The organism is Ramlibacter sp. (genome assembly GCF_036383835.1).
GTDB lineage: Bacteria > Pseudomonadota > Gammaproteobacteria > Burkholderiales > Burkholderiaceae_C > Ramlibacter.
Genome location: NZ_DASVNN010000091.1, coordinates 1 through 25,757, shown reverse-complemented (window position 1 = coordinate 25,757; position 25,757 = coordinate 1). Strand labels below are relative to the sequence as shown.

At 68.4% G+C, this 25,757-nt stretch carries 27 protein-coding genes and 1 tRNA gene; 21 read left to right on the top strand and 7 right to left on the bottom strand.

From position 1 onward, the window contains the following. From VF522_RS14915 to VF522_RS14870, 10 genes are all read left to right on the top strand, one after another. Entirely contained in the window at positions 1 to 861 is an 861-nt protein-coding gene (locus VF522_RS14915) for a branched-chain amino acid ABC transporter permease (protein WP_330909074.1), read from the top strand. Then, positions 858 to 1,868, top strand: a complete 1,011-nt coding sequence (locus tag VF522_RS14910; protein ID WP_330909073.1) for a branched-chain amino acid ABC transporter permease — start codon at positions 858 to 860, stop codon at positions 1,866 to 1,868. The genes VF522_RS14915 and VF522_RS14910 overlap by 4 nt, the downstream gene beginning before the upstream one ends. Continuing rightward, positions 1,865 to 2,605 (top strand): ABC transporter ATP-binding protein, encoded by a 741-nt coding sequence (locus VF522_RS14905; RefSeq protein ID WP_330909072.1) that lies wholly within the window; start codon positions 1,865 to 1,867, stop codon positions 2,603 to 2,605. The genes VF522_RS14910 and VF522_RS14905 overlap by 4 nt, the downstream gene beginning before the upstream one ends. Continuing rightward, the gene (locus VF522_RS14900; protein ID WP_330909071.1) at positions 2,595 to 3,308 is read left to right on the top strand and encodes an ABC transporter ATP-binding protein; all 714 of its coding nucleotides are present in this window, start codon (positions 2,595 to 2,597) and stop codon (positions 3,306 to 3,308) included. Before VF522_RS14905 ends, VF522_RS14900 begins: the two co-directional genes overlap by 11 nt. Before the next feature lie 11 nt (positions 3,309 to 3,319). Further along, the gene (locus tag VF522_RS14895; RefSeq protein WP_330909070.1) at positions 3,320 to 4,117 is read left to right on the top strand and encodes an alpha/beta hydrolase; all 798 of its coding nucleotides are present in this window, start codon (positions 3,320 to 3,322) and stop codon (positions 4,115 to 4,117) included. 29 nt (positions 4,118 to 4,146) lie between these two features. Further along, entirely contained in the window at positions 4,147 to 4,953 is an 807-nt protein-coding gene (locus VF522_RS14890) for an alpha/beta fold hydrolase (protein ID WP_330909069.1), read from the top strand. 80 nt (positions 4,954 to 5,033) lie between these two features. Beyond that, the gene (locus tag VF522_RS14885; RefSeq protein WP_330909068.1) at positions 5,034 to 6,263 is read left to right on the top strand and encodes a PQQ-dependent sugar dehydrogenase; all 1,230 of its coding nucleotides are present in this window, start codon (positions 5,034 to 5,036) and stop codon (positions 6,261 to 6,263) included. Next, entirely contained in the window at positions 6,253 to 6,849 is a 597-nt protein-coding gene (locus VF522_RS14880; RefSeq protein ID WP_330909067.1) for a c-type cytochrome, read from the top strand. Before VF522_RS14885 ends, VF522_RS14880 begins: the two co-directional genes overlap by 11 nt. A 102-nt stretch (positions 6,850 to 6,951) precedes the next feature. Further along, positions 6,952 to 7,185 (top strand): hypothetical protein, encoded by a 234-nt coding sequence (locus VF522_RS14875; RefSeq protein WP_330909066.1) that lies wholly within the window; start codon positions 6,952 to 6,954, stop codon positions 7,183 to 7,185. A gap of 38 nt (positions 7,186 to 7,223) precedes the next feature. Continuing rightward, a tRNA-Arg gene (locus VF522_RS14870) sits at positions 7,224 to 7,298 on the top strand. Here VF522_RS14870 and VF522_RS14865 read toward each other — a convergent pair. Beyond that, on the bottom strand, positions 7,265 to 8,203 hold the full coding sequence (locus VF522_RS14865) for a LysR family transcriptional regulator (protein ID WP_330909065.1): 939 nt from the start codon (positions 8,201 to 8,203) through the stop codon (positions 7,265 to 7,267). The genes VF522_RS14870 and VF522_RS14865 overlap by 34 nt on opposite strands. A gap of 93 nt (positions 8,204 to 8,296) precedes the next feature. On the opposite strand from VF522_RS14865, the gene VF522_RS14860 reads away from it, so the two are divergent. From VF522_RS14860 to VF522_RS14845, 4 genes are read left to right on the top strand one after another with little or no spacing between them, the layout of a single operon-like run. Continuing rightward, a complete protein-coding gene (locus VF522_RS14860) occupies positions 8,297 to 9,037 on the top strand; it encodes a class II aldolase/adducin family protein (RefSeq protein ID WP_330909064.1) in 741 nt (246 codons plus the stop codon). 36 nt (positions 9,038 to 9,073) lie between these two features. Then, positions 9,074 to 11,032: an FAD-binding monooxygenase gene (locus VF522_RS14855; RefSeq protein ID WP_330909063.1), complete on the top strand. Its 1,959-nt coding sequence runs from the start codon at positions 9,074 to 9,076 to the stop codon at positions 11,030 to 11,032. Then, on the top strand, positions 11,029 to 12,012 hold the full coding sequence (locus tag VF522_RS14850) for a 4,5-dihydroxyphthalate decarboxylase (protein ID WP_330909062.1): 984 nt from the start codon (positions 11,029 to 11,031) through the stop codon (positions 12,010 to 12,012). The genes VF522_RS14855 and VF522_RS14850 overlap by 4 nt, the downstream gene beginning before the upstream one ends. Positions 12,013 to 12,041: 29 nt before the next feature. Further along, positions 12,042 to 13,013 (top strand): tripartite tricarboxylate transporter substrate binding protein, encoded by a 972-nt coding sequence (locus VF522_RS14845; RefSeq protein WP_330909061.1) that lies wholly within the window; start codon positions 12,042 to 12,044, stop codon positions 13,011 to 13,013. A 29-nt stretch (positions 13,014 to 13,042) separates the two neighbouring features. Here VF522_RS14845 and VF522_RS14840 read toward each other — a convergent pair whose 3' ends face one another. From VF522_RS14840 to VF522_RS14825, 4 genes are read right to left on the bottom strand one after another with little or no spacing between them, the layout of a single operon-like run. Next, positions 13,043 to 13,906: a DUF3014 domain-containing protein gene (locus VF522_RS14840; protein WP_330909060.1), complete on the bottom strand. Its 864-nt coding sequence runs from the start codon at positions 13,904 to 13,906 to the stop codon at positions 13,043 to 13,045. A 55-nt stretch (positions 13,907 to 13,961) separates the two neighbouring features. After that, on the bottom strand, positions 13,962 to 15,152 hold the full coding sequence (locus VF522_RS14835) for a VWA domain-containing protein (protein ID WP_330909059.1): 1,191 nt from the start codon (positions 15,150 to 15,152) through the stop codon (positions 13,962 to 13,964). Positions 15,153 to 15,154: 2 nt separating this feature from the next. After that, positions 15,155 to 15,754, bottom strand: coding sequence for a GNAT family protein (locus VF522_RS14830; protein ID WP_330909058.1), 600 nt, complete (start codon positions 15,752 to 15,754; stop codon positions 15,155 to 15,157). Positions 15,755 to 15,797: 43 nt separating this feature from the next. Continuing rightward, positions 15,798 to 16,640: a MoxR family ATPase gene (locus VF522_RS14825; RefSeq protein ID WP_330909057.1), complete on the bottom strand. Its 843-nt coding sequence runs from the start codon at positions 16,638 to 16,640 to the stop codon at positions 15,798 to 15,800. A gap of 91 nt (positions 16,641 to 16,731) precedes the next feature. On the opposite strand from VF522_RS14825, the gene VF522_RS14820 reads away from it, so the two are divergent. Continuing rightward, positions 16,732 to 17,463 (top strand): c-type cytochrome, encoded by a 732-nt coding sequence (locus tag VF522_RS14820; protein WP_330909056.1) that lies wholly within the window; start codon positions 16,732 to 16,734, stop codon positions 17,461 to 17,463. Positions 17,464 to 17,567: 104 nt separating this feature from the next. On the opposite strand, the gene VF522_RS14815 is transcribed toward VF522_RS14820, so the two are convergent. Then, positions 17,568 to 17,999 carry a DUF1841 family protein gene (locus VF522_RS14815; protein WP_330909055.1) on the bottom strand — a complete coding sequence of 144 codons (432 nt, stop codon included), beginning with the start codon at positions 17,997 to 17,999 and terminating at the stop codon, positions 17,568 to 17,570. Positions 18,000 to 18,128: 129 nt separating this feature from the next. On the opposite strand from VF522_RS14815, the gene VF522_RS14810 reads away from it, so the two are divergent. The 3 genes from VF522_RS14810 to VF522_RS14800 all read left to right on the top strand — a co-directional run bounded on the left by VF522_RS14810 (position 18,129) and on the right by VF522_RS14800 (position 22,187). Continuing rightward, positions 18,129 to 19,085 (top strand): TAXI family TRAP transporter solute-binding subunit, encoded by a 957-nt coding sequence (locus tag VF522_RS14810; protein ID WP_330909054.1) that lies wholly within the window; start codon positions 18,129 to 18,131, stop codon positions 19,083 to 19,085. A 7-nt stretch (positions 19,086 to 19,092) separates the two neighbouring features. After that, a complete protein-coding gene (locus VF522_RS14805; protein ID WP_330909053.1) occupies positions 19,093 to 21,138 on the top strand; it encodes a TRAP transporter fused permease subunit in 2,046 nt (681 codons plus the stop codon). A 113-nt stretch (positions 21,139 to 21,251) separates the two neighbouring features. Then, positions 21,252 to 22,187: a dihydrodipicolinate synthase family protein gene (locus tag VF522_RS14800; protein WP_330909052.1), complete on the top strand. Its 936-nt coding sequence runs from the start codon at positions 21,252 to 21,254 to the stop codon at positions 22,185 to 22,187. 77 nt (positions 22,188 to 22,264) lie between these two features. Here the strand turns inward: VF522_RS14800 and VF522_RS14795 are convergent, their stop codons facing one another. Next, positions 22,265 to 23,056, bottom strand: a complete 792-nt coding sequence (locus VF522_RS14795; protein ID WP_330909051.1) for an IclR family transcriptional regulator domain-containing protein — start codon at positions 23,054 to 23,056, stop codon at positions 22,265 to 22,267. Between the two features lie 85 nt (positions 23,057 to 23,141). Between VF522_RS14795 and VF522_RS14790 the strand changes: the two genes are divergently transcribed. From VF522_RS14790 to pcaF, 3 genes are read left to right on the top strand one after another with little or no spacing between them, the layout of a single operon-like run. Then, positions 23,142 to 23,843, top strand: coding sequence for a 3-oxoacid CoA-transferase subunit A (locus VF522_RS14790; RefSeq protein ID WP_330909050.1), 702 nt, complete (start codon positions 23,142 to 23,144; stop codon positions 23,841 to 23,843). Between the two features lie 2 nt (positions 23,844 to 23,845). Continuing rightward, complete coding sequence (locus tag VF522_RS14785; protein WP_330909049.1) at positions 23,846 to 24,487, top strand: 3-oxoacid CoA-transferase subunit B; 642 nt, start codon at positions 23,846 to 23,848, stop codon at positions 24,485 to 24,487. A 17-nt stretch (positions 24,488 to 24,504) separates the two neighbouring features. Then, positions 24,505 to 25,710: a 3-oxoadipyl-CoA thiolase gene (pcaF, locus tag VF522_RS14780; RefSeq protein ID WP_330909048.1), complete on the top strand. Its 1,206-nt coding sequence runs from the start codon at positions 24,505 to 24,507 to the stop codon at positions 25,708 to 25,710. Positions 25,711 to 25,757 lie beyond the last annotated feature (47 nt).

Below are 25,757 nucleotides of genomic sequence, written 5' to 3'. Positions count from 1 at the left end.
ATGAACCTGTGGTTGATCCAGAGCCTCAACAGCCTCGCGCTGGGCGGCGTGCTGTTCATCCTGGCGGCGGGCTTCTCGCTGATCTTCGGGCTGATGCGCATCGCGAACCTTTCGCACGGCGCCTACTTCATGCTGGGCGCCTACGTCGGCCTGAGCCTGCTGCAGCGCGGCGCGCCCTTCCTGGTGGCGATGCTGGGAGCCGGCCTCGCGGTCGGCCTGCTCGGCGCGCTGGTAGAGCGCCTCGTGCTGCGCCGACTCGCCGGCAATCCGCTCGGCCAGGTGCTCGCCACCCTGGGCATCGCCTTCGTGATCGCGGACTTCTGCCTGTGGTTCTGGGGCGGCGACCCGCGGCCGGTGTCGGCGCCGGCGCTGCTCTCGGGCGCGGTGCGCGTGTTCGGCGTGGGTTTCCCGCTGTACCGCCTCGCCGTGCTGCTGTTCGCGATCGCCGTGGCCATCGCGCTGTGGCTGCTGCTGGAGAAGACGCGCGTGGGCATCATGATCCGCGCCAGCGTCGACGACATGCAGATGGCACGCGCCATCGGCATCCCCGCGCCCTGGCTGTTCGTGCTGGTGTTCTCGCTGGGCACCGCGCTGGCCGGCATCGGCGGCGTGGTGGCCGCGCCCATCCTCTCGGTCTATCCCGGCATGGAGGCCGACACGCTGCCGCTCGCGCTGGTGGTCGTGATCCTCGGCGGCCTGGGCAGTTTGTTCGGCGCTTTCGTCGGCAGCTTCGTCGTCGGCTTCATCTACACCTTCGGCCAGGTGCTGTTGCCCGACCTGGCCTACATCATCCTGTTCCTGCCCATGGTGGTGATCCTCGCGCTGCGGCCGCGCGGCCTGTTCGGGAGGATCTCGGCGTGAAGGACGCCAACCTGCGCTCGCTCGCATGGACGCTGCTGGCCGTGGCGCTCGCCGCCGGCCCGCTCTGGCTCGGGGGCGACTATTACGTGAACCTCGCGAGCCAGGTGCTGATCGCCGCGATGTTCGCCTTGAGCCTCAACCTGCTGGTGGGATACGCCGGGCTGACGTCGCTCGGGCACGCCGGCTTTCTTGGCATCGCCGCCTATGCGAGCGGCTGGCTGATGCTGAACCTGAAGATCTCGCACGGCCTCGCGGCGCTCGCGGCGCTGGGCGCGAGCGGCCTGCTGGCGGGGCTGTTCGGACTCGTCGCGCTGCGCGCCTCGGGCCTCAGCTTCCTGATGATCACGCTGGCGATGGGCCAGGTGCTGTGGGGTCTGGCCTATCGCTGGGCCGGCGTGACCGGCGGCGACAACGGCCTGTCGGGGCTGACGCGGCCCGCGCCCTTCGGTTTCTCGCTGGATGGCGCGAACCACTTCTACTGGTTCACGCTGCTGGTGTTCGCGATCGTGCTGGCGGTGGTCGTCACGCTGGTGCACTCGCCCTTCGGCGCCGGCATGCGCGGCACGCGCGACCAGCCGCGGCGCATGGCCACGCTCGGCTACGACGTGTGGGCGATCCGCTGGGTCACATTCACCGCCAGCGGCTTCCTCGGCGGCGTCGCCGGCCTCATGTACGTCTACTACCAGCAGTTCATCAGCCCGCACAGCCTGTCGCTGGCGAGTTCGGCGGAGATGCTGCTGATGGTGATTGCCGGCGGGCCCGGCACGGTCGCGGGACCCATCGTCGGCGCCGCGATGGTGGTGCTGCTGAAGAACGTGGCCAGCGCCTGGATCGACCGCTGGATCATGCTGCTCGGTTTCGTGTTCGTGCTGATCGTGGTGTTCGTGCCGGGCGGCATCGTGCCGGGGCTGCAGCGGCTGGCGGCGCGGTACCGACCGCGTTTCGCGCGGCAACCTGCGGCGCAAGTGGTGGTGGTCGACCCCATGACGCTGAAGGAAGCCCCGTGAGCGCCGTGCTGGAAGTCGACGGCCTCACCAAGACCTTCGGTGGCCTGAAGGTCACGCGCGGCGTCAACCTGAAGGTGGAGCGCGGCGAGCGCCACCTGATCATCGGACCCAACGGCGCCGGCAAGACGACCCTGTTCAACCTGATCGCCGGCGACCTCGGCGCCGATGCCGGAACGATCCGGCTCGCCGGCCGCGACGTCACCGCGGCGCCGACCGCCGTGCGGGCGCAGCAGGGCATCGCCCGCACCTTCCAGATCCTCACGCTGTTCGGCCGCGACACGCTGCTGCACAACGTCATGCTGGCCATCCTCGGCAAGTCCCGCCTGCGCTGGCGGCCCTGGGGACGGCTCGCGCGCGAGCAGCAAGTGCGCGAGCAGGCGCTGCGCCAGCTGGAAGCCGTGGGACTGGCGGCGAAGGCGCACCTGCCGCTGGAGCAGACCTCCTACGGCGAGAAGCGCCGGCTCGAAATCGCGATGGCGCTGGCGCAGCAGCCGGTGCTGCTGCTGCTCGACGAGCCCTTCGCGGGACTCTCGGCCGAGGAGCGCGCCACCGTGCATGCGCTGCTGGAATCGGTGTCGCGCGAGATCACGGTGGTGATGATCGAGCACGACATGGACGTGGCGCTGGCCTTCGCCGACCGCATCACGCTGCTGCACTACGGGGAGGTGATCACCGCCGGCACGCGCCAGCAGGTGGTCGACGATCCCCGCACGCGGGAAATCTACCTTGGCCACTGAACTGCTCGCGCTCGACCGGGTGAACGCCTTCTACGGCGACAGCCACGTGCTGCACGACGTCAGCCTGCAGGTGCGTCCCGGCCGCCTGCTGGCCCTGCTGGGGCGCAACGGCGCCGGCAAGAGCACCTGCATGCAGGCGATCGCCGGCCTGCTGCCGCCGCGCTCGGGCCGCATCCGCCTGGGCGGCGCGGAAGTGCAGGGCAGCGCGCCGGAAGCGATCTGCCGCCGCGGCGTGGGCTTCGTGCCGCAGGGACGCCGCATCTTCCCGACGCTCACCGTGCGCGAGAACCTCGACGTCGCCGCGCGCCGCGGCGCCGGCGGCGGCAAGCGCTGGAGCCGCGACGACGTGCAGGCGATCTTCCCGCGGCTGAAGGAGCGCGAGAAGCAGCTCGCCGGCAGCCTCTCGGGCGGCGAGCAGCAGATGCTCGCGATCGGCCGGGCGCTGATGACCAGCCCCGTGCTGTTGCTGCTCGACGAACCCTCGGAGGGATTGGCGCCGCAGATCGTCCACGAGCTGGGGCGCGTGCTGGACAAACTCAAGGACGACATTTCCATCCTGCTGGTGGAGCAGAACCTCGGCCTCGCGCTGCAGTTGGCCGACGACGTCGTGCTGCTCAACACCGGCCGTGTCGTCTTCGACGGCACGCGCGAAGAGTTCGACACGCGGCAGCCCGAGCTGCAGCGCCACCTGGGCATCGCCTGAAGGAACCCGACATGGAAGCACGCATCGGCCGCTACACGCTGCGCTACGTCGACGAGGGCAGCGGCCCGGCGGTGGTCCTGATCCACGGGCTGGCCGGCGACCTGGGCGCATGGGATGCCCAGGTGCAATTGCTGAAGCCGCACTTCCGCGTGGTCGCCTTCGACAACCGCGGCGCCGGCCGCAGCACGCAGGTGGACGAGCCCGTGAGCACGCAGGACCTGGCACGCGACACGCTGGGGCTGATGGACCGCCTGGGCATCGCACGCGCCCAGGTGGTGGGCCGCTCCATGGGCGGCGCCGTCGCGCAGCACATGGCACTGCTCGCGCCGCAGCGCGTCGATACGCTGGTGCTGTGCGCCTCCTTCGCCAGGCTCGATCCGTTGGGAAGCCGCGTGCTGCTGAACATGCGCGAGGCGCTGGAATGGCGCGGCAGCTGGGCGGACCATGCGCGTCACTCGGTGCAGAACTTCGTCTCCTCGTCCTTCTTCAACGAGCAGCCGGACAAGGTCGCGGCGATCGAGCGGCTGCTGGGCGGCGAGACGCGCCTGCCCGCCTGCTACAGCCGCCAGAACGAAGCCTGCCAGCAGCACGACACCGTCGCCGACCTGCCGCGCATCGCGCAGCCGGCGCTGGTGATGGCGGGCACGGCCGACCCGATCTGCTCGCCCACCGCCACGCGCATGCTGTCGGCCGGCCTGCCGAACGCGACGACCGAGATGTTCGAGGGCGCGAGCCACTTCTTCCTGATGGAGCAGCCGGAGCGCTTCAACCGCCTGCTGCTCGCGTGGCTGCTGCGCCATACGCGCTGAACCGAATCCGCACCAAAGAAAGGTCCGACATGCCTCAGAAGCAAGACACGACAGGCGAGGAACTGAAGATCCGCGTGGGGGAGGAGCAGGTCACCGGACGCGCGCAGGGGCAGGGCCGGCCCATCGTGCTGCTGCATTCGCTGCTGGCCGACGCGAGCAGCTTCGATCCGCTGGCGGCGCTGCTGGCGCGGACGCACCGCGTCGTCCAGCTCGACCTGCCCGGCTTCGGCGGTTCGCATCCGGTCGCGGGCGGCCTGGAGGCGGTCGCCGACCGCACCGCCGACGCGATCCGCAACCTGAAGCTGGAAACCAAGCCTATCGTGCTGGGCAACGGTTACGGCGGCTTCGTCGCGCTGCTCACGGCAATCCGCCATCCGCAACTCGCCGAGCGGCTGGTGCTGGCCGATTGCGGCGTCGGCTTCGACGAGCCGGGCCGGCAGGCCTTCCGCAACATGTCGGCGGCAGCCACGGCCAAGGGACTGGCCGCGATCTCCGACGTCGCCATGCGCCGCCTGTTCGCGCCGGCCTTCCAGGCGGAGAACGCGGAGCTGATCGAGCAGCGCCGCGCCCGCTTCGTGGCCGTGCATCCGGAGACTTTCCATGCCGCCTGCGCGGCGCTCGCCTCGCTGGACCTGCGCGAGCAGGCCGCCGGCGTCAAGGTGCCCGCGCTGGTGCTGGTGGGCGAGCAGGACGAGGCGACGCCGCCGCGCATGGCGCGGGAACTCGCGTCGCTGCTGCCCGATGCGCGCTTCGTGCTGCTCGGGGGCTGCGCGCACGTGCCTCAGCTGCAGGCGCCGCAGCAATTCCTGGACGCGATCGCCGCTTTCATCCGCTGATCGGCGGCCCGGGGAAACCCTCGCGGTGGGGCGGAGGGGCGTGCTTAGGATGCACGCCCATCCACCAAGAGGAGAAGCCGATGAAGTTCCGCCTTGCATGCGTGTCGCTGGCTTTCGTGCTTGCCGGTTGCGCGCAGACCCCTTCGCAACCCGTCGTCTCCGCGGTCGCCGCGCCGGTGCCGGCCAACGTGCCGTCCTGGCAGCAGGGCCGGCCGCAGGACCTCGCCTCCTCCACCCTGGCGCCGCATGCCGGCCGGCTCACCGCGGTGCCCGTGGCCGAGATCCCGGTGAGCAGCCTCAAGGTGCCGCCCGGCTTCAAGATCGAGCTGTGGGCCGCCGGCCTGCCCGGCGTGCGCGCGATGTCGCGCACCGAGAGCGGCAAGGTCTACGCCGGCACCCGCGGCATCGGCCGCGTCTACGAGATCACCGACAGCGGCGGCCAGCGCACCAGCCGCGTCCTGGTCGACAAGCTGAACCAGCCGGCCGTCACGTACCACAACGGCGCGCTGTACGTCATGGCGATCGACAAGGCGCTGCGCTACGACGGCATCGACCGCAACCCGAACGCGCAGCCGGTGGATCTGACGGCGCAGTTCAAGCTGCCGCCCGAGCAGCACCACAACTGGAAGTACATCGCCTTCGGACCGGACGGCAAGCTGTACGTGCCCTTCGGCGCGCCCTGCAACATCTGCGTGCCCGGCGATCCCTACGCGCAGATCCGCCGCTACAACGCCGACGGCAGCGGCATGGAGGTGATCGCCCGCGGCGTGCGCAACACGCAGGGCTTCGCCTGGCACCCGGTCACGCGCGAGATGTGGTTCACCGACCATGGCCGCGACTGGATGGGCGACAACATGCCGGAGGACGAACTCAACCGCATGACGCGCGCCGGCCAGAACTTCGGCTTCCCGTTCTGCCATGCCGGCGGCATCGCCGACCGCGACATCCGCCGCGAGCGTCCCTGCGACGGCGTGACGCTGCCCGTCACCACCATGGGCCCGCATGCCGCCGCGATGGGCGTGCACTTCTACACCGGCAGCATGTTCCCGGCCGAGTACCGCAACGCGCTGTTCGTGGCGCGCAAGGGCTCGTGGAACCGAACCCAGAAGTTCGGCTACGACGTGGTGGTGGTGCGCACCGACGCCAACGGCGGCAACGCGCGCATCGAGCCCTTCGTGACCGGCTTCCTCGACACCGCCCGCGACGCCTTCTGGGGCCGCCCGGTCTACATGCTGCAGATGCCCGACGGCTCGCTGCTGCTGTCCGACGAACAGATGGGCGCCATCTACCGCATCTCCTATGCCCGTTGACGCAGTGCGGCGGCCCTGGCGGGCCGCCGCGGGCCTGGTCCTTGTTCTCGCCGCGGGCCTGGCCCACCCGCAGACCGCCCCGCCGACGCCCCAGCTGCAGGCCTGCATGGCCTGCCACGGGCCCCAGGGCAACTCGCAGATCTCCACGATCCCCTCGCTGGCGGGCCAGCCGAAGCTGTTCATCGAGAACCAGCTGGTGCTCATCCGCGAGGGCCTGCGCGACGTGCCGGCCATGAAGGGCCTGCTCGACGGCGTGAAGGACGCCGACATCGTGCGGATGGCGGCCTGGTTCTCGGAGCAGAAGCCGGTGGCGGCGGCGCAGGGGGCGCCCAGCCCGGCGCAGTTCCAGCGCGGCCAGGCGCTGGCTGCCAGGGGCCTGTGCGGCAGCTGCCACCTGCCGGATTTCTCCGGCCGGGCGCAGATCCCGCGGCTGGCCGGCCAGCACGAGGCCTTCCTGCTGCAGTCGATGAAACAGTTCCGCGACCATCCCGGCCCGGGGCGCGACACCATCATGGCGGCCTCGCTGTATGGGTTCAAGGACGACGAGCTGGCCGACCTGGCGCACTACCTGGCGTACGCCAAATAGGAAGAAACGGCTGACCGGCGGACTGACAACCGCCCGTCCGCGGCCGCACGCCTTTTGGAGTGCGAGCCCTACACATCCGTGGTTGCGGCCTGTCTACTCTGGATGGCATACTCCAGCTCGACCATGGAAAGCGATTACGTCACCCAACCGCAACTCGGCCTTCGCGCCGCGCGGCTGGCCGCATCCGGCGAAGGCCGCGACTGCGAGCGCTCGCGCCGCCTCACGGCCCAGCTGCTCTTTCCCAGGCTGGATGCGCGTCCGGGCGCCTGGCTGCTCTTCCTCGCGGGCGTCTGCACCTTCGTGGCCGTACGCGCGCTGGAGATGGGCCCGTTCTGAGCCTGCGCCGACGGGCAGGCCTACAATGCGCCCTCCCTGCCGCCGTAGTTCAATGGATAGAACGAGCGCCTCCTAAGCGCTAGATGTGGGTTCGATTCCCGCCGGGGGCGCCAGACCCGAACAGGTCCGCTATCGTGCGCCGCAGCCACTGATGGCCTGCGTCGAGGTGCGAGCGTTCGTGCCAGAACTGCACCACCTGGATGGACGGCAGCTTGAAGGGCAGCGGGATGTCCTTCAGGTCGTACTGCCGCAGCGCCTGGGGTCCGCCGAAGACGGGCATCACCGCGATGAAGTCGCTGTTCGCCAGGATCGCCGGCACCACCAGGTAGTGCGTGACGTCCAGCGCGATGTGGCGCTGCGCGGCGCGGCGGCCCAGCGCGCGCCGGACCAGCCCCTCCACCTGGCCCGGTTCCGAGACGGCGATCTGCGGGTGCGAGAGGAATGCCTTCATGCTGATGCGGTCCCCCACCGTCGGATGGGCGCGCCGCAGCATGCATCGCAGCGGAATGTCGAGCAGCAACTGCTGGTGGAAGTCCCGCTGCGCCGGCGGCAGCCGGCCGATCGCCAGATCCGCTTCGCCGGATTCGAGCGCCTCCCGGTAAAGGGAGCGGTCCATGGGCGTTGCGCGCACGCTGATCCCGGGGGCCAGCCGGCTCAGGTGCGGCATCAGGCGCGGAAAGAACAGCATCTCCGCGACATCGGTCATGAGGACGCGGAACACGCGCTTCGATGCGGCCGGGTCGAAGCGCGTCTGCTGGTCCACGCCTTCCTGGATGAGCGCCAGCGCCGGCAGGATGGACTGCGACAGCTCCCGCGCATAGGCGGTCGGCTGCATGCCGCGGGTCGTGCGGACGAACAGGGGATCCGCCAGTTGCCGGCGCAAGCGGTTCAGCGAGTGGCTCACGGCGGACTGGGTGATGCCCAGCCGCTGGCCGGCGGCGGTGAGGCTGCCTTCCTGGAGCACGGCGGCGAACAGGCGCAGCAGGTTCAGGTCAAGCTGGCGGGCGGGTTGCGGCATGAGCCATGTTCATGAACGGCATGAAGACGATCGCGTTGACGGTCATGGTACTCGTCCGTAATCTCGCCGCTGACAGCAGCCACCAGCCACCCCATGAACTCCCCTCTCCAGCCCGTATCCAGGGACCTCCTCGAGGACCTGGCCGCCGCCAACCACATCCTGTCCGACCAGGGCGTGGTGGATGCGTTCGGGCACGTCAGCGCCAGGCACCCTGCGCGCCCCGACCAGTTCCTGCTGGCGCGCAACATGGCGCCGTCGCAGGTGCGGCCCGAGGACATCGTCACGTACGGCCTCGACGGCACGCCCCTGGATGCGGGCGATCGCCGCTCCTACCTCGAACGATTCATCCACGGGTCCATCTACCGGGCGCGGCCGGACGTGATGGCCGTCGTCCACAGCCACTCGCCCGCCGTGCTGCCTTTCGCGATCGCGAAGGGTGCGCGCCTGCGCCCGGTCTGCCACATGAGCGGTTTCCTGGGCGGCGGCAGTCCCTTGTTCGAGATCCGCGACGCCGCCGGCGACGGCACGGACCTGCTGATCTCCAGCGACGGTCTGGGGCGGGCGCTGGCGACGGATCTGGGCCAGGCCGACTTCGTGCTGATGCGGGGCCACGGCTCCACCACGGTGGCGAACTCGCTCAAGCTCGCCGTGTACCGGGCGGTGTACGCCGAGACCAACGCGAAGCTGCAGATGCAAGCCATGCAGCTCGGCGAACCGGAGTACCTGACGTCCGGGGAATGCGACGCGACGATCGACAGCGTGGAGGGACAGGTGGAACGTCCTTGGGCGCTGTGGAAGGCTGCCGCGCGGCAACGGCGGTCCTCGACGACCTGAGGCCCGAACAGCGAGCTCCAACTCTCCGGTGACGCCATGCAATTTCACCTGAACGGATTCCGGCCCGGCGACCCCGCCATCGCCGCGCCATCGCCCCAGGCGGTCCCCCACGCGGACGCGATCCCTGCGGAAGTCGACGTCCTGATCGTCGGCTGCGGCCCCGCGGGCCTCACGCTCGCGGCCCAGCTCGCAGCATTCCCCGACATCCGTACCTGCATCGTCGAACAGAAGGACGGCCCGCTGCAGCTGGGGCAGGCCGACGGCATCGCCTGCCGCACCATGGAGATGTTCGAGGCCTTCGAGTTCAGCGAGCGGGTGCTGAAGGAGGCCTGCTGGATCAACGAGGTGACCTTCTGGAAGCCCGACGAAGGGCGGCCCGGCAGCATCGTCCGCCACGGGCGCGTGCAGGACACGGAAGACGGGCTGTCGGAGTTTCCGCACGTGGTCCTGAACCAGGCGCGGGTGCACGACTTCTACCTCGACGTGATGCGCAACGCGCCCGCCCGGCTGGAGCCGCACTATGCGCGCCGGCTGGTGGACGTGTCGGTCGACCGCGCGGCCGCCGACCACCCGGTCACCGTGCGGCTGGAACGCACGGACCCGGCGCACGCAGGGCAGCAGGAGACGGTGAAGGCGCGCTATGTCGTCGGCTGCGACGGTGCGCGCAGTGCCGTGCGCAAATCCATCGGCCTCCAGCTGGTGGGCGATTCCGCCAACCAGGCCTGGGGCGTGATGGACGTGCTGGCCGTGACCGACTTTCCCGACATCCGCTACAAGTCGGCGGTGCAGTCCGCGCACGGCAACCTGCTCGTCATCCCGCGCGAGGGCGGTTACCTGGCGCGACTGTACGTCGAGATGGACAAGCTGGGCGAGGAGGAGCGCGTCGCCAACCGCGGCATCACGCTCGAACAGCTGGTCGCCACCGCGCAGCGCATCCTGCAGCCTTTCACGCTGGAGGTGAAGGAAGTCCCCTGGTGGTCGGTCTACGAGATCGGCCAGCGGATCTGCGACAGGTACGACGACGTGCCGGCCGGCGCGGGCGGGAGCCTGCCGCGCGTGTTCATCGCCGGCGACGCCTGCCACACGCACAGCCCGAAGGCGGGGCAGGGCATGAACTTCTCCATGCAGGACGCCTTCAACCTGGGATGGAAGCTGGCGGCGGTGCTGCGCGGCCAATGCGCGCCCCGGCTGCTGCACACCTACTCCGCCGAGCGCCAGGTCGTGGCGCAGGAACTCATCGACTTCGACCGCGAGTGGGCGAAGATGTTCAGCGACCGCGCGAAGCAGGCCGCGAGCGGCGACACCGAGGGCGTCGACCCCAAGGAGTTCCAGAAGTACTTCGAGCGCCACGGCCGCTTCACGGCCGGCATGGGAACGCACTACAAGCCTTCGGTGATCACCGGCGAGGCGACGCACCAGCACTTGGCGACCGGCTTCGTGATCGGCACGCGCTTCCATTCCGCGCCCGTGGTGCGCATCACCGACGCCAGGCCCGTGCACCTGGGACATGCGGGCAAGGCCGACGGCCGCTGGCGCCTGTACGCCTTTGCCGGCGCCAGCGATCACATGGATGCGCATTCGGGCGTGCGCGCCCTGTGCCGCTTCCTCGAGGAAGCGCCCGACTCGCCCGTGCGCAAGTACACCCGCGCCGGCCGGGACGTCGATGCGGTGTTCGACCTGCGCGCCGTCTTCCAGCAGGCGCATCGCGACCTGGCCATCGAGTCCATGCCCGCCTTGCTGCTGCCTCGCAAGGGCCGCCATGGCCTGCGCGACTACGAGAAGGTGTTCTCGCCGGACCTGCGGGGCGGGGCGGACATCTTCGACCTGCGCGGCATAGCCCGGCGCCACGGCGCGCTCGTCGTGGTGCGGCCCGACCAGTACATCGCGCACGTCCTGCCGCTGGGCGACCACGGCGCGCTGGCCGACTTCTTCTCGCGGTTCATGCTGCCGGCCCGAGGGTCTTCGACGAATACAAGGAAGCAGACAACGACATGAGCAAGCTCACGATCTCGATCGCCGTCAACGATTACGACCATGTCCGCGACCTTCTCGGCGGAGCGGTGCAGGCCGAGGGGATCGACCTGGTCGCCAGCGTGCTGCCGGTGGAGGAGATCTTCTACCGCTTCATCAAGTTCCGCGAATGGGACGTCGCGGAGATGTCCTTCGCCAAGTACGTTTCGCTGGTCTCGCAAGGCGGCGACGGACTCACGGCGATCCCCGTGTTCCCGTCGCGCGTCTTTCGCCAGTCTTCGTTCTACGTGAAGGCCGGCAGCGAGCTGCGGGGGGCCGGGCAACTCGCCGGCTGCCGCATCGGCGTTCCCGAGTGGGCGCAGACCGCTTCGATCTACAGCCGCGGCTACCTGACCGGCAGCGTCGGCATTCCGCTGTCGGCGATCGAATGGGTCCAGGCGGGCGTGAACGAGCCCGGACGCGCCGAGAAGGTGCAGTTGAAGGTGCCGGACAACGTTCGCCTGACGCGGCGTCCGGACAGCAGCCTCAACGAGTTGCTGCTCAAGGGCGAGATCGACGTGGCGCTGACCGCGAGACCGCCGAGCGGCCTCGCGGACGGCAGCATCACCCGCCTTTTCCAGGACGCGGCGGCGGTGGAGCGGGCCTGGTTCCAGCAGACCGGCATCTTCCCCATCATGCACGTCATCGCGGTGCGCCAGGAGGTGCTGGCGCGCCACCCGTGGGTGGCGACCAACCTGCTCACGGCCTTCACCGAGGCGAAGGACCGCAGCCTGCAGCGGGCCCTGGACATCACCTGCTCCCACTTCCCGCTGCCGTGGATCAGCGACGCCGCGCAGGCAGCGCAGGCAGCGATGGGACGGGACTTCTGGCCCTACGGCCTGGAACCCAATCGCAAGACCTTGCAGGCCTTCGTCGACTTCGCCCATGAACAGGGCGTCTGCCACCGCAGCGTGGCGCTCGAGGAGCTGTTCCCGGTGCAGGTCCAGAGCAGCGTGAAGGTCTGACCGTCCGAAGAAAAAACCAGGAGACATCGATGAAGTTCAAGCGCATCAGGCATCTCGTCGGGGCCGTCGTACTGGGGACCGCCGTCGCCGCGAGCGCGCAGCAGGCGTATCCAGCGCGGGCCATCAAGGTCGTCGTCCCGGTCAATCCGGGCGGCGCACCCGACGTCGCGGCGCGCGTCGTGGGACAGGCGCTCTCCGAGGCGCTACAGCAGCCCGTGGTGGTGGACAACAAGCCCGGCAGCAACGGCAACATCGCCGGAGAGCTGGTCGCCAGGTCGGCCCCCGACGGCTACACCCTCCTGCTGGCGCCGGACAGCAGCATCGTGGTGAACCCGCACCTCTATCCGAAGATGCCGTTCGATTCCCTGAAAGACCTGGTGCCGGTGACCTCGGTGGCCGCCAACCAGTTCGTGTTGACGGTCAATGCCCATCTGCCGGCCCAGACCTTCAAGGAATTCGTGGAGTACGCGAAGAAGGCCAATCCGCCGCTGTACTACGCGTCGGGCGGCAACGGCAGCCAGCATCACCTGAGCATGGAATTGCTGAAGCAGCGCGCCGGACTGAACCTCGTCCACGTTCCCTACAGGAGCGGCGCAGCCGCCACGACCGCGACGATCGCCGGCGAAGTGGCGGCCATGTTCGCCGGCAGCTCCAACGCGGGCCAGATCAAATCCGGCCGGCTGCGCGCCATTGCGGTCACCAGCCCGGAGCCGGCTCCCGAGTATCCCGGCGTGCCGGCCATCGCGGAAACCTACCCCGGCTTCGAAGTGAAGATCTGGCTGGGCCTGTTCGCGCCGGCCGGCACGCCGCCCGAGGTCGTCGAGCGGCTGCGCACCGAAGTCCAGAAGATCCTGCGCACGCCGAACGCGCGGCAGCATCTCGCCAACGCAGGCGGCATGGAGGCATTCATCCACACTCCCAGGGAGTTCGATGAACTGATCCAGCGCGACTACCGCAAGTACGGCAAGCTCGTGACCGACCTCAAGCTCAAGATCGACTGAGGTGCCAGGCCCGGCGGGGGCCGCCCGCGTCAGCGGGGCTTGACGAGCTCGGTCCTGATCTCGCGCAGCTTCGTCTTCAGCCTGCGCTCGTTCTCCGGGCCCATGCGCACCAGCATCTTCTGCCCGGCCGCGAGCTGTTCCAGGCGCTCGTCCTCGAATTCGTAGCGCACCCACGGGCGGGTCGACGCGACCGGCCCCTTGACTTCGGTGAGGCGAACGTGGACCGGCCCGGAGGGTTCGGGGGCGGCGAGCAGGTTGTCGATCACCGCGATCAGGCGGTTGTGGAAGGACCGGCCCGGGTAGCCGAGCTCCCGATAGGACTGCTGCAGCAGCGGGTACATGCGCGCGTAGAGCCCGGCCGCCGCGGCGCTGTCCAGCGAGGTGGCGAAGGCCACGAAAGGCGCATAGCGCTGGGCGTTCGCCGGGGCGATGACCTGCCCTTCGCCGTCCGCCGCGGCCTGCACGGTGAAGCGGCCGGGGGTCGTGGTCACCGGCCATTTCATCGGCGCTGCGTGCGCCCGCGCGAGGTTGTCGACGGTCGCGGCGAAGCGGTGCGCGAATTCCTCGGTCTGCACGAAGCCGGAGCGGCCGACGAACTCCGAGACGGCCGCGGCCACGTCGCGCGCCGTGAGCGGCGCCAGGTTGGGGGCCACGGGGTCCGGGTACTGCGGCTCCACGGCCGCTGCCGGCTTTTCCGCAGGCGGTGCGGGTGCAACCGTGACTCGGGCCGAAGCGGGATCGTGCGGCTGCTGGGACCACCAGACATACCCGGCGAGGGCGGCGAGTCCGGCGAGCGCGCCGAGGAAGATCGGCCCCAGGCGGCCGGGGCGCGGCGCGCCGAAGCGCATGTCGTCCGGATCGAGCCGGAGGTCGGCGGTGTGCGGTGTAGCCATGGGGCGCGATCCTCCGCGCTCAGCCAGCGGTGTCAAGCGCAACCGTAACCGGGCTTTACTTGGTGAGCAGACGCATGGCCTCTTCCAGGCCCTTGATCGTGAGCGGGTACATGCGCTGGTTCACCAGCTGCTGGATCACCGCGATGCTTTGCCGGTACTGCCACACGCCGTGCGGCTCCGGGTTGATCCACACGAACTTCGGGAAGGCGTTCGTCAGGCGCTGCAGCCATTCGGCGCCGGCTTCCTCGTTGTTGTATTCGACGCTGCCGCCCGGCTGCAGGATCTCGTAGGGGCTCATCGTGGCGTCCCCGACGAAGATCAATTTGTAGTCCTTGTTGTACTTGCGGATGATGTCCCAGGTCGGGAATTTCTCGCTGAAGCGCCGCCGGTTGTTCTTCCACATGAAGTCGTAGACGCAGTTGTGGAAGTAGTAGAACTCCAGGTGCTTGAACTCCGCCTTCGCCGCGGAGAACATCTCCTCGACGCGGTGGATGTGTTCGTCCATGGTGCCGCCCACGTCCATCAGCAGCAGCACCTTCACGTTGTTGTGCCGCTCCGGCACCATCTTGATGTCGAGGTAGCCGGCGTTGGCGGCGGTGGAGCGGATCGTGTCGTCGAGATCCAGTTCTTCCTCGGCGCCCTCGCGCGCGAACTTGCGCAGGCGCCGCAGCGCGATCTTGATGTTGCGCGTGCCCAGTTCCTGGCTGTCGTCGTAGTCCTTGTAGGCGCGCTGGTCCCAGACCTTCACCGCGCTCTTGCCGCGCGACTTGTCCTGGCCGATGCGGATGCCCTGCGGGTTGAAGCCGTAGGCGCCGAAGGGCGAGGTGCCGCCGGTGCCGATCATCTTGCTTCCGCCCTCGTGCCGCTCCTTCTGCTCTTCGAAGCGCTTCTTGAGCGTCTCCATGAGCTCGTCCCACCCCATCTTCTCGATCTTCGCCTTCTCCTCCGGCGAGAGCTCGAGTTCGAGGTTCTTGCGCAGCCACTCCAGCGGGATGTCCTTGGTGAAGTCGGCGAGCAGCTCCACGCCCTTGAAGTAGGCGGCGAAGGCGCGGTCGAACTTGTCGTAGTGCTTCTCGTCCTTCACCAGCGCGGTGCGGGCGAGGTAGTAGAAGTCGTCGAGGCTGTACTGGCCGTCGCTCTCCGGGCCGACCACGCCTTCCTTGATCGCTTCGATCAGCGTCAGGTATTCCTTGACCGACACGGGCAGCTTGGCGCTGCGCAGGGTGTAGAAGAAGTCGATCAGCACGATCAGGACTCCCGCCGGCGGTTCAGCTGATATTGGAGATGCGCTTTCACCTCGGGCCACTCGCCGGCCGCGAGGCTGTACATGACGGTGTCGCGCACCGTGCCGTCGCGCCGCAGCGCGTGGTGGCGCAGGATGCCGTCCTTCTTCGCTCCGAGCCGCTCGATCGCGCGCTGCGAGGCGAAGTTGTAGTTGTCCGTGCGCCAGCCCACCAGCTTTGCGCCCAGTGTCTCGAAGGCATGCTGCAACAGCAGCAGCTTGCAGGTGGTGTTGACGTGGGTGCGCTGCCAGCTCCTGCCGTACCAGGTGTAGCCGATCTCCAGCCGCTCCACGGCGGGCACGATGTCGTGGTAGCGGGTGCTGCCGATCACGCGGCCGCTGGCGGTGTCGACCACCACGAAGGGCAGCATGTGGCCGTCGGCGTAGCCTTTCAGGGCCGCATGCACGTAGTCGGCGGTTTCGCCAGGAGCCGGCACCGACGTCACGCGCAGGTTCCAGAGCTCGCCGTCCTTCGCCGCCGCACCCAGCGCCGCGACGTGATCGGCCGTCATCGGCTCCAGCCGCACCGACGCGGCGGACAGGGTGACGGGCTCCGGCTTCTTCATGGTCTCGCTCAACGCTCAACGCCCAACGCTCGACGCAGGACCGTCAGCGGTTGTGCCGCTGCATGAACACCAGCTTCTCGAACAGGGTGACGTCCTGTTCGTTCTTCAGCAGCGCGCCCACCAGCGGCGGCACGGCGACCTTGTCGTCCCTGCTTTGCAGCGCTTCCACCGGGATGTCCTCGGCGACCAGCAGCTTCAGCCAGTCCAGCAGCTCGGAGGTGCTGGGCTTCTTCTTGAGGCCCGGCAGGTTGCGCACGTCGTAGAAGGTCTTGAGCGCCGACGTCAGCAGCTCCTTCTTGAGACCCGGGAAGTGCACGTCCACGATCTGCTTCATCGTGTCGGCGTCGGGGAACTTGATGTAGTGGAAGAAGCAGCGGCGCAGGAAGGCGTCGGGCAGCTCCTTCTCGTTGTTCGAGGTGATGAACACCAGCGGCCGGTGCTTCGCCTTGACCAGTTCGTGCGTCTCGTAGACGTAGAACTCCATCCGGTCCAGTTCGCGCAGCAGGTCGTTGGGAAATTCGATGTCGGCCTTGTCGATCTCGTCGATCAGCAGCGCCACCGGCTGGTCGGCGGTGAAGGCCTGCCACAGCACGCCCTGGACGATGTAGTTGTGGATGTCCTTCACCCGCTGGTCGCCCAGCTGCGAATCGCGCAGGCGGCTCACCGCGTCGTATTCGTACAGGCCCTGCTGCGCCTTGGTGGTGGACTTGATGTGCCACTGCAGCAGCGGCATCTGCAGGGCCTCCGCGACCTCCTCGGCCAGCATCGTCTTGCCGGTGCCCGGCTCGCCCTTCACCAGCAGGGGGCGCTTCAGCGTGATGGCGGCGTTGACCGCCAGCATCAGGTCCTGCGTGGCGACGTAGTTCTGCGAGCCTTGGAACTTCATGGATCTGGGGGTGGAAAGGGGTGCCGGGACGGCCCCCTATAATCGCCGGTTGATCGAAAGAAACTGACCTTCGTCGGATTGTGCGCGCAAAATGAACAAGTTGCTGACCACGCTTTTCGTCCTCTCTGTCGCTTGCGCGACGGGACTGGCCCAGGCGCAGACGCCCGCTGCGGGCAACCCGCCCGCCGCAGCCGCGGCCGCTCCTGCGAAGGCTCCCACGGCGCCCGCCAGCCCCAAGTCCATCGAGGCGAAGGTCGCGATGTGCATGGGTTGCCACAACATCATCGGCTACAAGGGCACCTTCCCCGAGGTGTACCGCGTGCCGCAGATCGCCGGCCAGAGCGCGAAGTACATCGCCGCGGCGCTCAACGCGTACAAGACCGGTGACCGCAAGCACCCGACGATGCGCGGCATCGCCGACACCCTGAGCGAGCAGGACGTCGCCGACATCTCGGCCTTCTACGAGAACCTGGGCAAGGACGAACGCAAGGTCGCCGGCGACAAGCCGAGCCGCGAGCCCAGCACGCAGGTCGCCGCGCTGCTGCAAAAGGCCGCCTGCGCCTCCTGCCACGGCGCCAACTTCTCCAAGCCGATCGACCCGAGCTACCCGAAGATCGCCGGCCAGTACTCCGACTACCTGTTCGTCGCGCTCAAGTCGTACAAGACGGAGAACAACCCCGCCGTCGGCCGCAACAACGGCGTGATGGGCGCGATCGCCAAGCAGTTCTCGAACGCGGAACTGAAGGCGCTGGCGAACTACGTGGGCTCGCTCGATGGCGAGATGGGCACCATCCCGGAGCCGCGGTTCCATCGGAACCACTGAACCCCGTCACCCCCGCGCAGGCGGGGGCAGGGCATCGCAAAAAGCGGCCGAAGGGCCGCTTTTGTTTTTGGGAGCGCTGGATCCCCGCCTGCGCGGGGATGACGTCAACTGGTCGCGCGCCGCTGCACGCACTCCACATACGCCTGCCCGTCCGGCGGCCGGCCCGCGCGCTGGCTTTCCCACAGCATCTGGCCGAGGCACTCCATCGCCTCGTGGTGCGCGTCGTGCAGCGAGTTGCGGCGCGCCGCGAGCAGTTCCACCGCCTGCCGGATGCCGCGCGGCTGGTCGATCGAGCATTGCTCGCTGATCGACAGGTGCATGGACAGGTGCAGGAAGGGATTGGTCGCGCCATTCGAGCCGTCGTAGACGCGGGCCACGGCGGCCTGGGCATCGACCATGTCGGCGTCGTATTCGGGATGCTCCTTCAGCCACTCGTGCGCGAGCGTCTCCAGCGCGTCCAGCATCTGGCCGGAACGGGCCTTGGCGTGCACGCCGCAGAAGAAACGGCGCACGTCTTCCTGGGAAGGGTTGAACATGCATTCAGGTTAGCACGCCAACGAAAAACTGCTGGAAAGTCAGTAGAGACCCGGACACCGGCCGCTGCCAGAATGGTCGCGCCCCGCGCCAGCCCGGCGCTGAGTGCTTTCTTCTTCGGAGACAAAACCATGAAGTTCATCAGGAACCTGTTGCTGGGCCTGTCGGCCGCCGCGCTGGCGTTCGCGGCTCTCGCGCAGAACATTTCCATCGCGACCGGCGGCACCGGCGGCGTGTACTACCCGATGGGCGGCGGCCTCGCGGCCGTCCTGTCCAAGTACGTGCCCGGCATGCAGGCCACCGCCGAAGTGACCGGCGGCTCGGTCGACAACCTGAAGCTGGTCGGCAGCGGCAAGCCCTACGTCGGCTTCAGCATGAGCGACGCCGCGCAGGACGCCTTCAAGGGCGAGGACAAGTTCAAGGGCAACAAGGTCCAGGTGCGCACGCTGATGGTGCTGTACCCGAACCGCATGCACCTCGTGAGCATCGACGGCAAGGGCGTCAACAAGTTCGCCGACATCAAGGGCAAGCGCATTTCCACCGGCTCGCCCGGCAGCGCCACCGAGGTGATGGCCTTCCGCCTGATCGAGGCGGCCGGCATGGACAAGGACAAGGACATGAAGCGCGAGCGCCTGAGCGTCGCCGAGTCCGTGAACGCGCTGAAGGACGGCAAGATCGACGCCTTCTTCTGGGTGGGCGGCCTGCCGACCGCCGCGGTGTCCGACCTCGCGAACACCCCCGGCACCAAGATCAAGATGGTCGACCACGACGAACTGGTGCCCGCCATGAACAAGAAGTACGGCAACCTGTACGTGAAGGACGCGATTCCGAAGGCCACCTACAAGGGCATGGACGGCGACAACCGCCAGGCCACCGTGCAGAACATCCTGGTCGCGCACGAGAGCATGGACGACAAGACGGCCTACAACATCGTCAAGGCGATGTTCGACCACAAGGCCGACATCGTGGCGGTGCACAAGGAGGCCGAGAACTTCCGGCTGGAGAACCAGAAGAAGGACGCGAGCCCGGTGCCGTGGCATCCCGGCGCGGTCAAGTACTTCGCCGAAAAAGGCATCAAGCTGAACTAAGGCGAGCATGACCGGACAGGACCACCAGGCCGAACGCGCGCAGCTCAGCGCCGACATCGACGCGGCTGCGCTGCAGAAGGCCGAGGAATACATCGAGCAGGAAGAGGGCGCGGCCAACAAGCTGAAAGGCTGGCTGGCCGTGTTCGTCACGCTGGGGGCCGTCGTGATGTCGGCCTTCCACCTGTACACGGCCTATGCCATCGTGCCGACGCAGACGCTGCGGCCGGTGCACGTGGCCTTCGTTCTGTTCCTGTGCTTCCTGGTCTTCCCGGTCGCGCCGCGCTTCCGCCACCGCGTGATGTGGTGGGACTGGATAGCGGCGCTGCTCGCCGTGGCCGTCGTCGTCTATGCGGTGCAGGGCGGCGACGACTTCACCGACCGCAACACCTCGCCGCTGCCCTGGGACATCTTCTTCGGCATCGCGCTGGTCGCGCTGATCCTGGAGGCGATGCGCCGCGTCTCCGGCTGGATCATGCCGGCCATCTGCCTCGCCTTTCTCGCCTACGCGCTGTTCGGCCCCTACCTGCCCGCACCGTGGACGCACAAGGGCTACGAAGTCGGCCGCCTGATCGGCGTGATGTACATGACGCTGGAAGGCGTCTTCGGCACGGCCGTCGACGTCTCCTCCTCGCTGATCATCCTGTTCACCATCTTCGGCGCCTTCCTGCAGTATTCCGGCGCCGGCAAGTTCTACCTGGACTTCTCCTTCTCCGCGATGGGCGGCAAGCCCACCGGCGCCGGCCGCACCGTGGTGCTGGCGTCCTTCCTGCTGGGTGGCCCCTCGGGCTCCGGCGTGGCGACGACCGTGACGCTCGGATCGGTGGCGTATCCGATGCTGCAGAAGGTTGGCTACGAGAAGAACGCCGCGGGCGGCCTGCTGTCGGCCGGCGGACTGGGCGCGATCATCTCGCCGCCGGTGCTGGGCGCCGCCGCCTTCCTGATCGCCGAGTTCCTGAAGATCTCCTACCTCGACGTGCTGCTGATGGCGGTGATCCCCACCGTCCTCTTCTACTTCGCGCTGTTTCTGATGGTGGAGATCGACGCGCGCAAGTACGGCATGCACGAGGCGACCTTCGAGAAGGTCGATTCGGTGTGGCGCCTGACCGCCCGCTACTGGTTCCACTTCCTGTCGCTGGTGTCGATCGTCGCCTTCATGCTCATGGGCTTCTCGCCCGTGCTGTCGGTGTTCTGGGCGACCGTGGTCTCCTTCGCCACCAGCTTCCTGCGCAGCGACACGACGCTGATTCCGCGCGACGTGTTCCGCGGCAACGTGCTGCGCAACCTCTGGACGTCGCCCTTCATCAAGGCGATGGAAGGCGGCTCGATCGGCGTGCTGAACGTGGCCGCCACCTGCGCGGGCGCCGGCATCATCGTCGGCGTGGTCACGCTCACCGGCCTGGGGCTCAAGTTCAGCTCCATCGTGATCGACTATGCGAACGGCAACCTGATCCTCACCGCGATCTTCACCTCGCTGGTGGTGTGGATCGTGGGTCTCGCGGTGCCGGTGACGGCCTCGTACATCATCTGCGCGGTGATCGCGGCGCCGGCCCTCATCAAGCTGGGCGTGCCGGAGTTCGCGGCGCACATGTTCATCTTCTACTACGCGGTGCTGTCCGAGGTGTCGCCGCCGACGGCGCTGTCGCCCTTCGCGGCCGCGGCGATCACGGGTGGCGATCCCTACAAGACGACATTGCAGTGCTGGAAGTACACCGTGCCGGCCTTCCTGCTGCCCTTCATGTTCGTGCTCGATCCGAGCGGGCAGGGCCTGCTGCTGATGGGGTCGACGAAGGCGCTGGCCACCGCCAACTGGTGGAGCATCGCCGAGGTGACGATCACCGCCGCGATCGGCATCGCCGCGCTCGCCGCCGGCTTCCAGGGCTGGGCGATCCGCAAGACGACGCGCATCGAGCGCTGGCTGCTGATCTTCGCGGGCTTCGCGCTGGCGTATCCGACCTGGATGGCGGACCTCGTGGGCATCGCGCTGGTGGCGGGCGTGATCGCGATACAGTTGCTGCGGCCGCAGCCGCGGGAAGAGTTGTCGTCCCGGGCCTGAGGACGGCCTCGCCATCCTCCTAGGGTGGGCAAGCTCCGCTTGCCCACCGGCGCGCCTGGAATGGTGGGCAAGCGAGCTTGCCCACCCTACGCAAACGCAACCGAGTCACTCGCATGAACCGCTTCGACCCCTCCGCCCGGGGCGTCTACCTCATCACCGTCACCCCCTTCACAGCCACCGGCGCGCTGGACCTCGCCAGCACCGACCGCATGGTGGACTTCCTCCTGGAGAAGGGCGTCACCGGCCTCACCGTGCTGGGCATCATGGGCGAGGCGACCAAGCTCACCATCGAGGAGTCGCGCACCTTCGTCAGGCAGGTCCTGGCCCGCGTGAACGGCAAGGTGCCGGTGGTGGTGGGTGCCTCCGCGCCCGGCTTCGCGGCGATGAAGGAACTGACCGACTCCGTGATGGACCTCGGCGCCGCCGGCGTGATGGTGGCGCCGCCTTCCACGTTGCGCACCGACGACCAGATCGTCTCCTACTTCCAGATGGTCGACGAGACGCTGGGCGCGAAGGTGCCCTGGTGCCTGCAGGACCACCCGGTGTCCACCGGCGTGCAGATGTCCGCCGGCGTGATCCTGCGCATCCTGAAGAACTCGCCGACCTGCGTGATGCTGAAGCACGAGGACTGGCCGGGGCTCGCCAAGCTCTCGACGATCCGCGCGGCCAGCGACAAGGGCGAGGTCAAGCGCGTGTCCATCCTCACCGGCAACGGCGGCGGCCTGTTCCTGCCCGAGGAGCTCACGCGCGGCGCCGACGGCGCGATGACCGGCTTCGCCTATCCCGAGATGATGGTCGACGTGGTCGCGGCGCATGCGCGCGGCGACCGCGAGTGCGCGCACGACCTGTTCGATGCCTACCTGCCGCTCGCCAAGTACGAGCAGCAGGCCGGCGTGGGCCTCGCGGTGCGCAAGTTCCTGTTCCAGGAACGCGGCGTGATCGCCTCCGATTTCGTGCGCAAGCCGGGGCCGAAGCTGTCGGCGCAGGATGTGGAGGACATCCGCTTCCTGGTGAAGCGGCAGGAGAAGCGCCTGCGTGAACTCGCCTGACCGTCACCCTCGCGCAGGCGGGGGCCCAGGGCGTTGAATGCCCTGGATCCCCGCCTGCGCGGGGATGACGAATTGCGTTACACCGAGCCCAGGCGCCGCGAGATCTCCGCCGCCGCCTCCCGCAGCGGCGCCAGCATCGTTTCCTGCATCACCCGCGGCGTCGTGCGGTTCACCTGGCCGCTGATGTTGATCGACGCGATGATGCGGCCGGCGCGGTTCACCACCGGCGCGGCCATCGACACCAGGCCTTCCTCCAGTTCCTGGTTCACCAGCGCCCAGCCCTGCCGGCGCGCCTGCTGCACCTTGGCCAGCACCGCTCCCGGTTCGACGAGCGTGTGCCGCGTGCGCGCTTCCAGCGGCGCGGCGCGCAGCAGCGCGAGCACTTCCCCGTCGGGCAGGCCGGCCAGCAGCATGCGGCCCATCGAGGTGCAATAGGCCGGCAGCCGCGAGCCGATGCCCAGCGTGTTGCGCATGATCTTGCGGGTGGACACGCGCAGCACGTACATGATGTCCGCGCCTTCCAGCACCGCGGCGGAGCACGACTCCTTCACCTGCTCCACCAGCGATTCCATCACCGGCTCCGCCACCTCCCACATCGGCATCGAGGACAGGTAGGCGAAGCCGAGGTCCAGGATGCGCGGCGTCAGCGCGAACAGCTTGCCGTCGCTTTCCACGTAGCCGAGCGTCTGCAGCGTCAGCAGGATGCGGCGCGCGCCCGCGCGCGTGAGGCCGGTGCGCGTCGCCACTTCGGTGAGCGTCTGGCGCCGCGCCGCGGCGCTGAAGGAGCGGATCACCTGCAGGCCGCGCGCGAACGATTGCACGTAGGCATCGCCGGGACGCACTTCAGCAGTAGGGGCTTGGACGGGCATGGCGGGTCATCACGTTAGAATTCATTATACGAACACTTGTTCGATATACGAACAAGTCATCTTCCCTTTCCCAAGGATCGTGCGAATGATCAACAAGATCGCGTCTTCCATCGCCGAGGCGCTGGCAGGCGTCAAGGACGGCTCCACCGTCCTCATCGGCGGCTTCGGCACGTCGGGCATCCCGGGCGAACTGATCGCCGGCCTGATCGAGCAGGGCGCGAAGGACCTCACGGTCGTCAACAACAACGCGGGCAATGCCGACCACGGCCTCGCCGCGCTGCTGAAGACCGGCCGCGTGCGCAAGATCATCTGCAGTTTCCCGCGCCAGGTGGACAGCTACGTCTTCGACGAGCTCTATCGCAGCGGCAAGCTGGAACTCGAACTCGTGCCGCAGGGCAATCTCGCCGAACGCATGCGCGCCGCCGGTGCCGGCATCGGCGCCTTCTTCTGCCCCACGGCCGCCGGCACCGAGCTGGCCAAGGGCAAGGAGACGCGCGAGATCGACGGCAGGCAGTACGTGCTGGAGTACCCGATCCACGGCGACGTCGCCCTGATCAAGGCCGAAGCGGGCGACCGCTGGGGCAATCTCATGTACCGCAAGGCGGCGCGCAACTTCGGCCCGGTGATGGCCACGGCGGCGAAGCACACGGTCGCCACCGTCTACGACATCAAGGAACTGGGCGAGCTCGATCCCGAAGCGGTCGTCACGCCCGGCATCTACGTCAGCAAGATCGTCAGGATCCCGCGCGTCGCGACGCAGGCGGGTGGTTTCAAGAAAGCGGCCTGAGCATGGCTTACCAGAAACGCACGAAAGACCAGCTCGCCGCGCGCGTCGCGCAGGACATTCACGACGGCGCCTACGTCAACCTGGGCATCGGCCAGCCCACCGCGGTGGCCAACCACATCCCGGCCGGCCGCGAGGTGATCCTGCAAAGCGAGAACGGCATCCTCGGCATGGGGCCCGGGCCCGCCGAAGGCCTGGAAGACTACGACCTGATCAACGCCGGCAAGCAGCCGGTGACGCTGCTGCAGGGCGGCGCCTACTTCCACCACGCCGACTCGTTCGCAATGATGCGCGGCGGCCATCTCGACATCTGCGTTCTGGGCGCCTTCCAGGTCTCGGCCAGGGGCGACCTCGCCAACTGGAGCACCGGCGAGCCCGGCGCCATCCCCGCCGTCGGCGGCGCGATGGACCTCGCGATCGGCGCCAAGCAGACGTGGGTGATGATGGACCTGCTCACCAAGAAGGGCGAGAGCAAGATCGTCGAGCGCTGCACCTATCCGCTCACCGGTGTCGCCTGCGTCAAGCGCATCTACACCGAGCTGTGCACGCTGGAGTGCACGCCGCAGGGGCTGAAGCTGATCGACACCGTCGAAGGCCTCACGCGCGCCGAACTCGAAACCCTGATCCAGCTGCCGATCGCGGCCTGAACTTACGGAGACAAGACATGACCCGCCAAGCCTTCATCTGCGATGCGATCCGCACGCCCTTCGGCCGCTACGGCGGCGCGCTGTCTTCCGTGCGCACCGACGACCTCGGCGCCATCCCGCTGCGAGCGCTGATGGCGCGCAACTCCAAGGTGGACTGGCAGGCCGTCACCGACGTGCTCTATGGCTGCGCCAACCAGGCCGGCGAGGACAACCGCAACGTGGCGCACATGGCTTCGCTGCTGGCCGGCCTTCCCATCGACGTGCCCGGCGCGACGATCAACCGCCTGTGCGGCTCCGGCCTCGACGCCGTGGGCACCGCCGCGCGTGCGATCAAGTCGGGTGAAGCGACGCTGATGATCGCCGGCGGCGTGGAGAGCATGAGCCGCGCGCCCTTCGTGATGCCCAAGGCCGAATCGGCCTTCTCGCGCGCGAACGCGGTGTACGACACCACCATCGGCTGGCGCTTCGTCAACAAGCTGATGAAGGAGCAGTACGGCGTCGACGCCATGCCGGAAACGGCGGAGAACGTGGCGGTCGACTACAAGATCGAGCGCGAGGCGCAGGACCGCATGGCGCTGGCTTCGCAGCTGAAGGCGGTGGCGGCGCAGAAGCGCGGCTTCTTCGACGCCGAGATCGTGCCGGTGACCATCCCGCAGAAGAAGGGCGAGGCGATCGTCGTCGGCAAGGACGAACATCCGCGCGAGACTTCGCTGGAAGCGCTCGCCAGGCTCAAGGGCGTCGTGAAGCCGGACGGCTCCGTGACCGCGGGCAACGCCAGCGGCGTCAACGACGGCGCCGTCGCGCTGCTGCTGGCCGACGAAGCCACGGCCGCGAAGAACGGCCTCACGCCGCGCGCCCGCATCGTCGGCATGGCCACCGCCGGGGTGCCGCCGCGCGTGATGGGCATCGGCCCCGCGCCGGCGACGCAGAAGGTGCTGGCGCTCACGGGCCTGAAGCTGGAGCAGATCGACGTGATCGAGCTGAACGAAGCCTTCGCGGCGCAGGGCCTCGCGGTGCTGCGCATGCTGGGGCTGAAGGACGACGACGCGCGCGTCAACCCGAACGGCGGCGCGATCGCGCTGGGACATCCGCTGGGTGCGTCCGGCGCGCGGCTGGCGACGACGGCGGTGAACCAGCTGCACGCGAGCGGTGGCCGCTACGCGCTGTGCACGATGTGCATCGGCGTGGGGCAGGGGATCGCGGTGATCCTGGAACGCGTTTAATTTGAAGGAATGTCCCTCCCCCTCCGGGGGAGGGCAGGGTGGGGGCG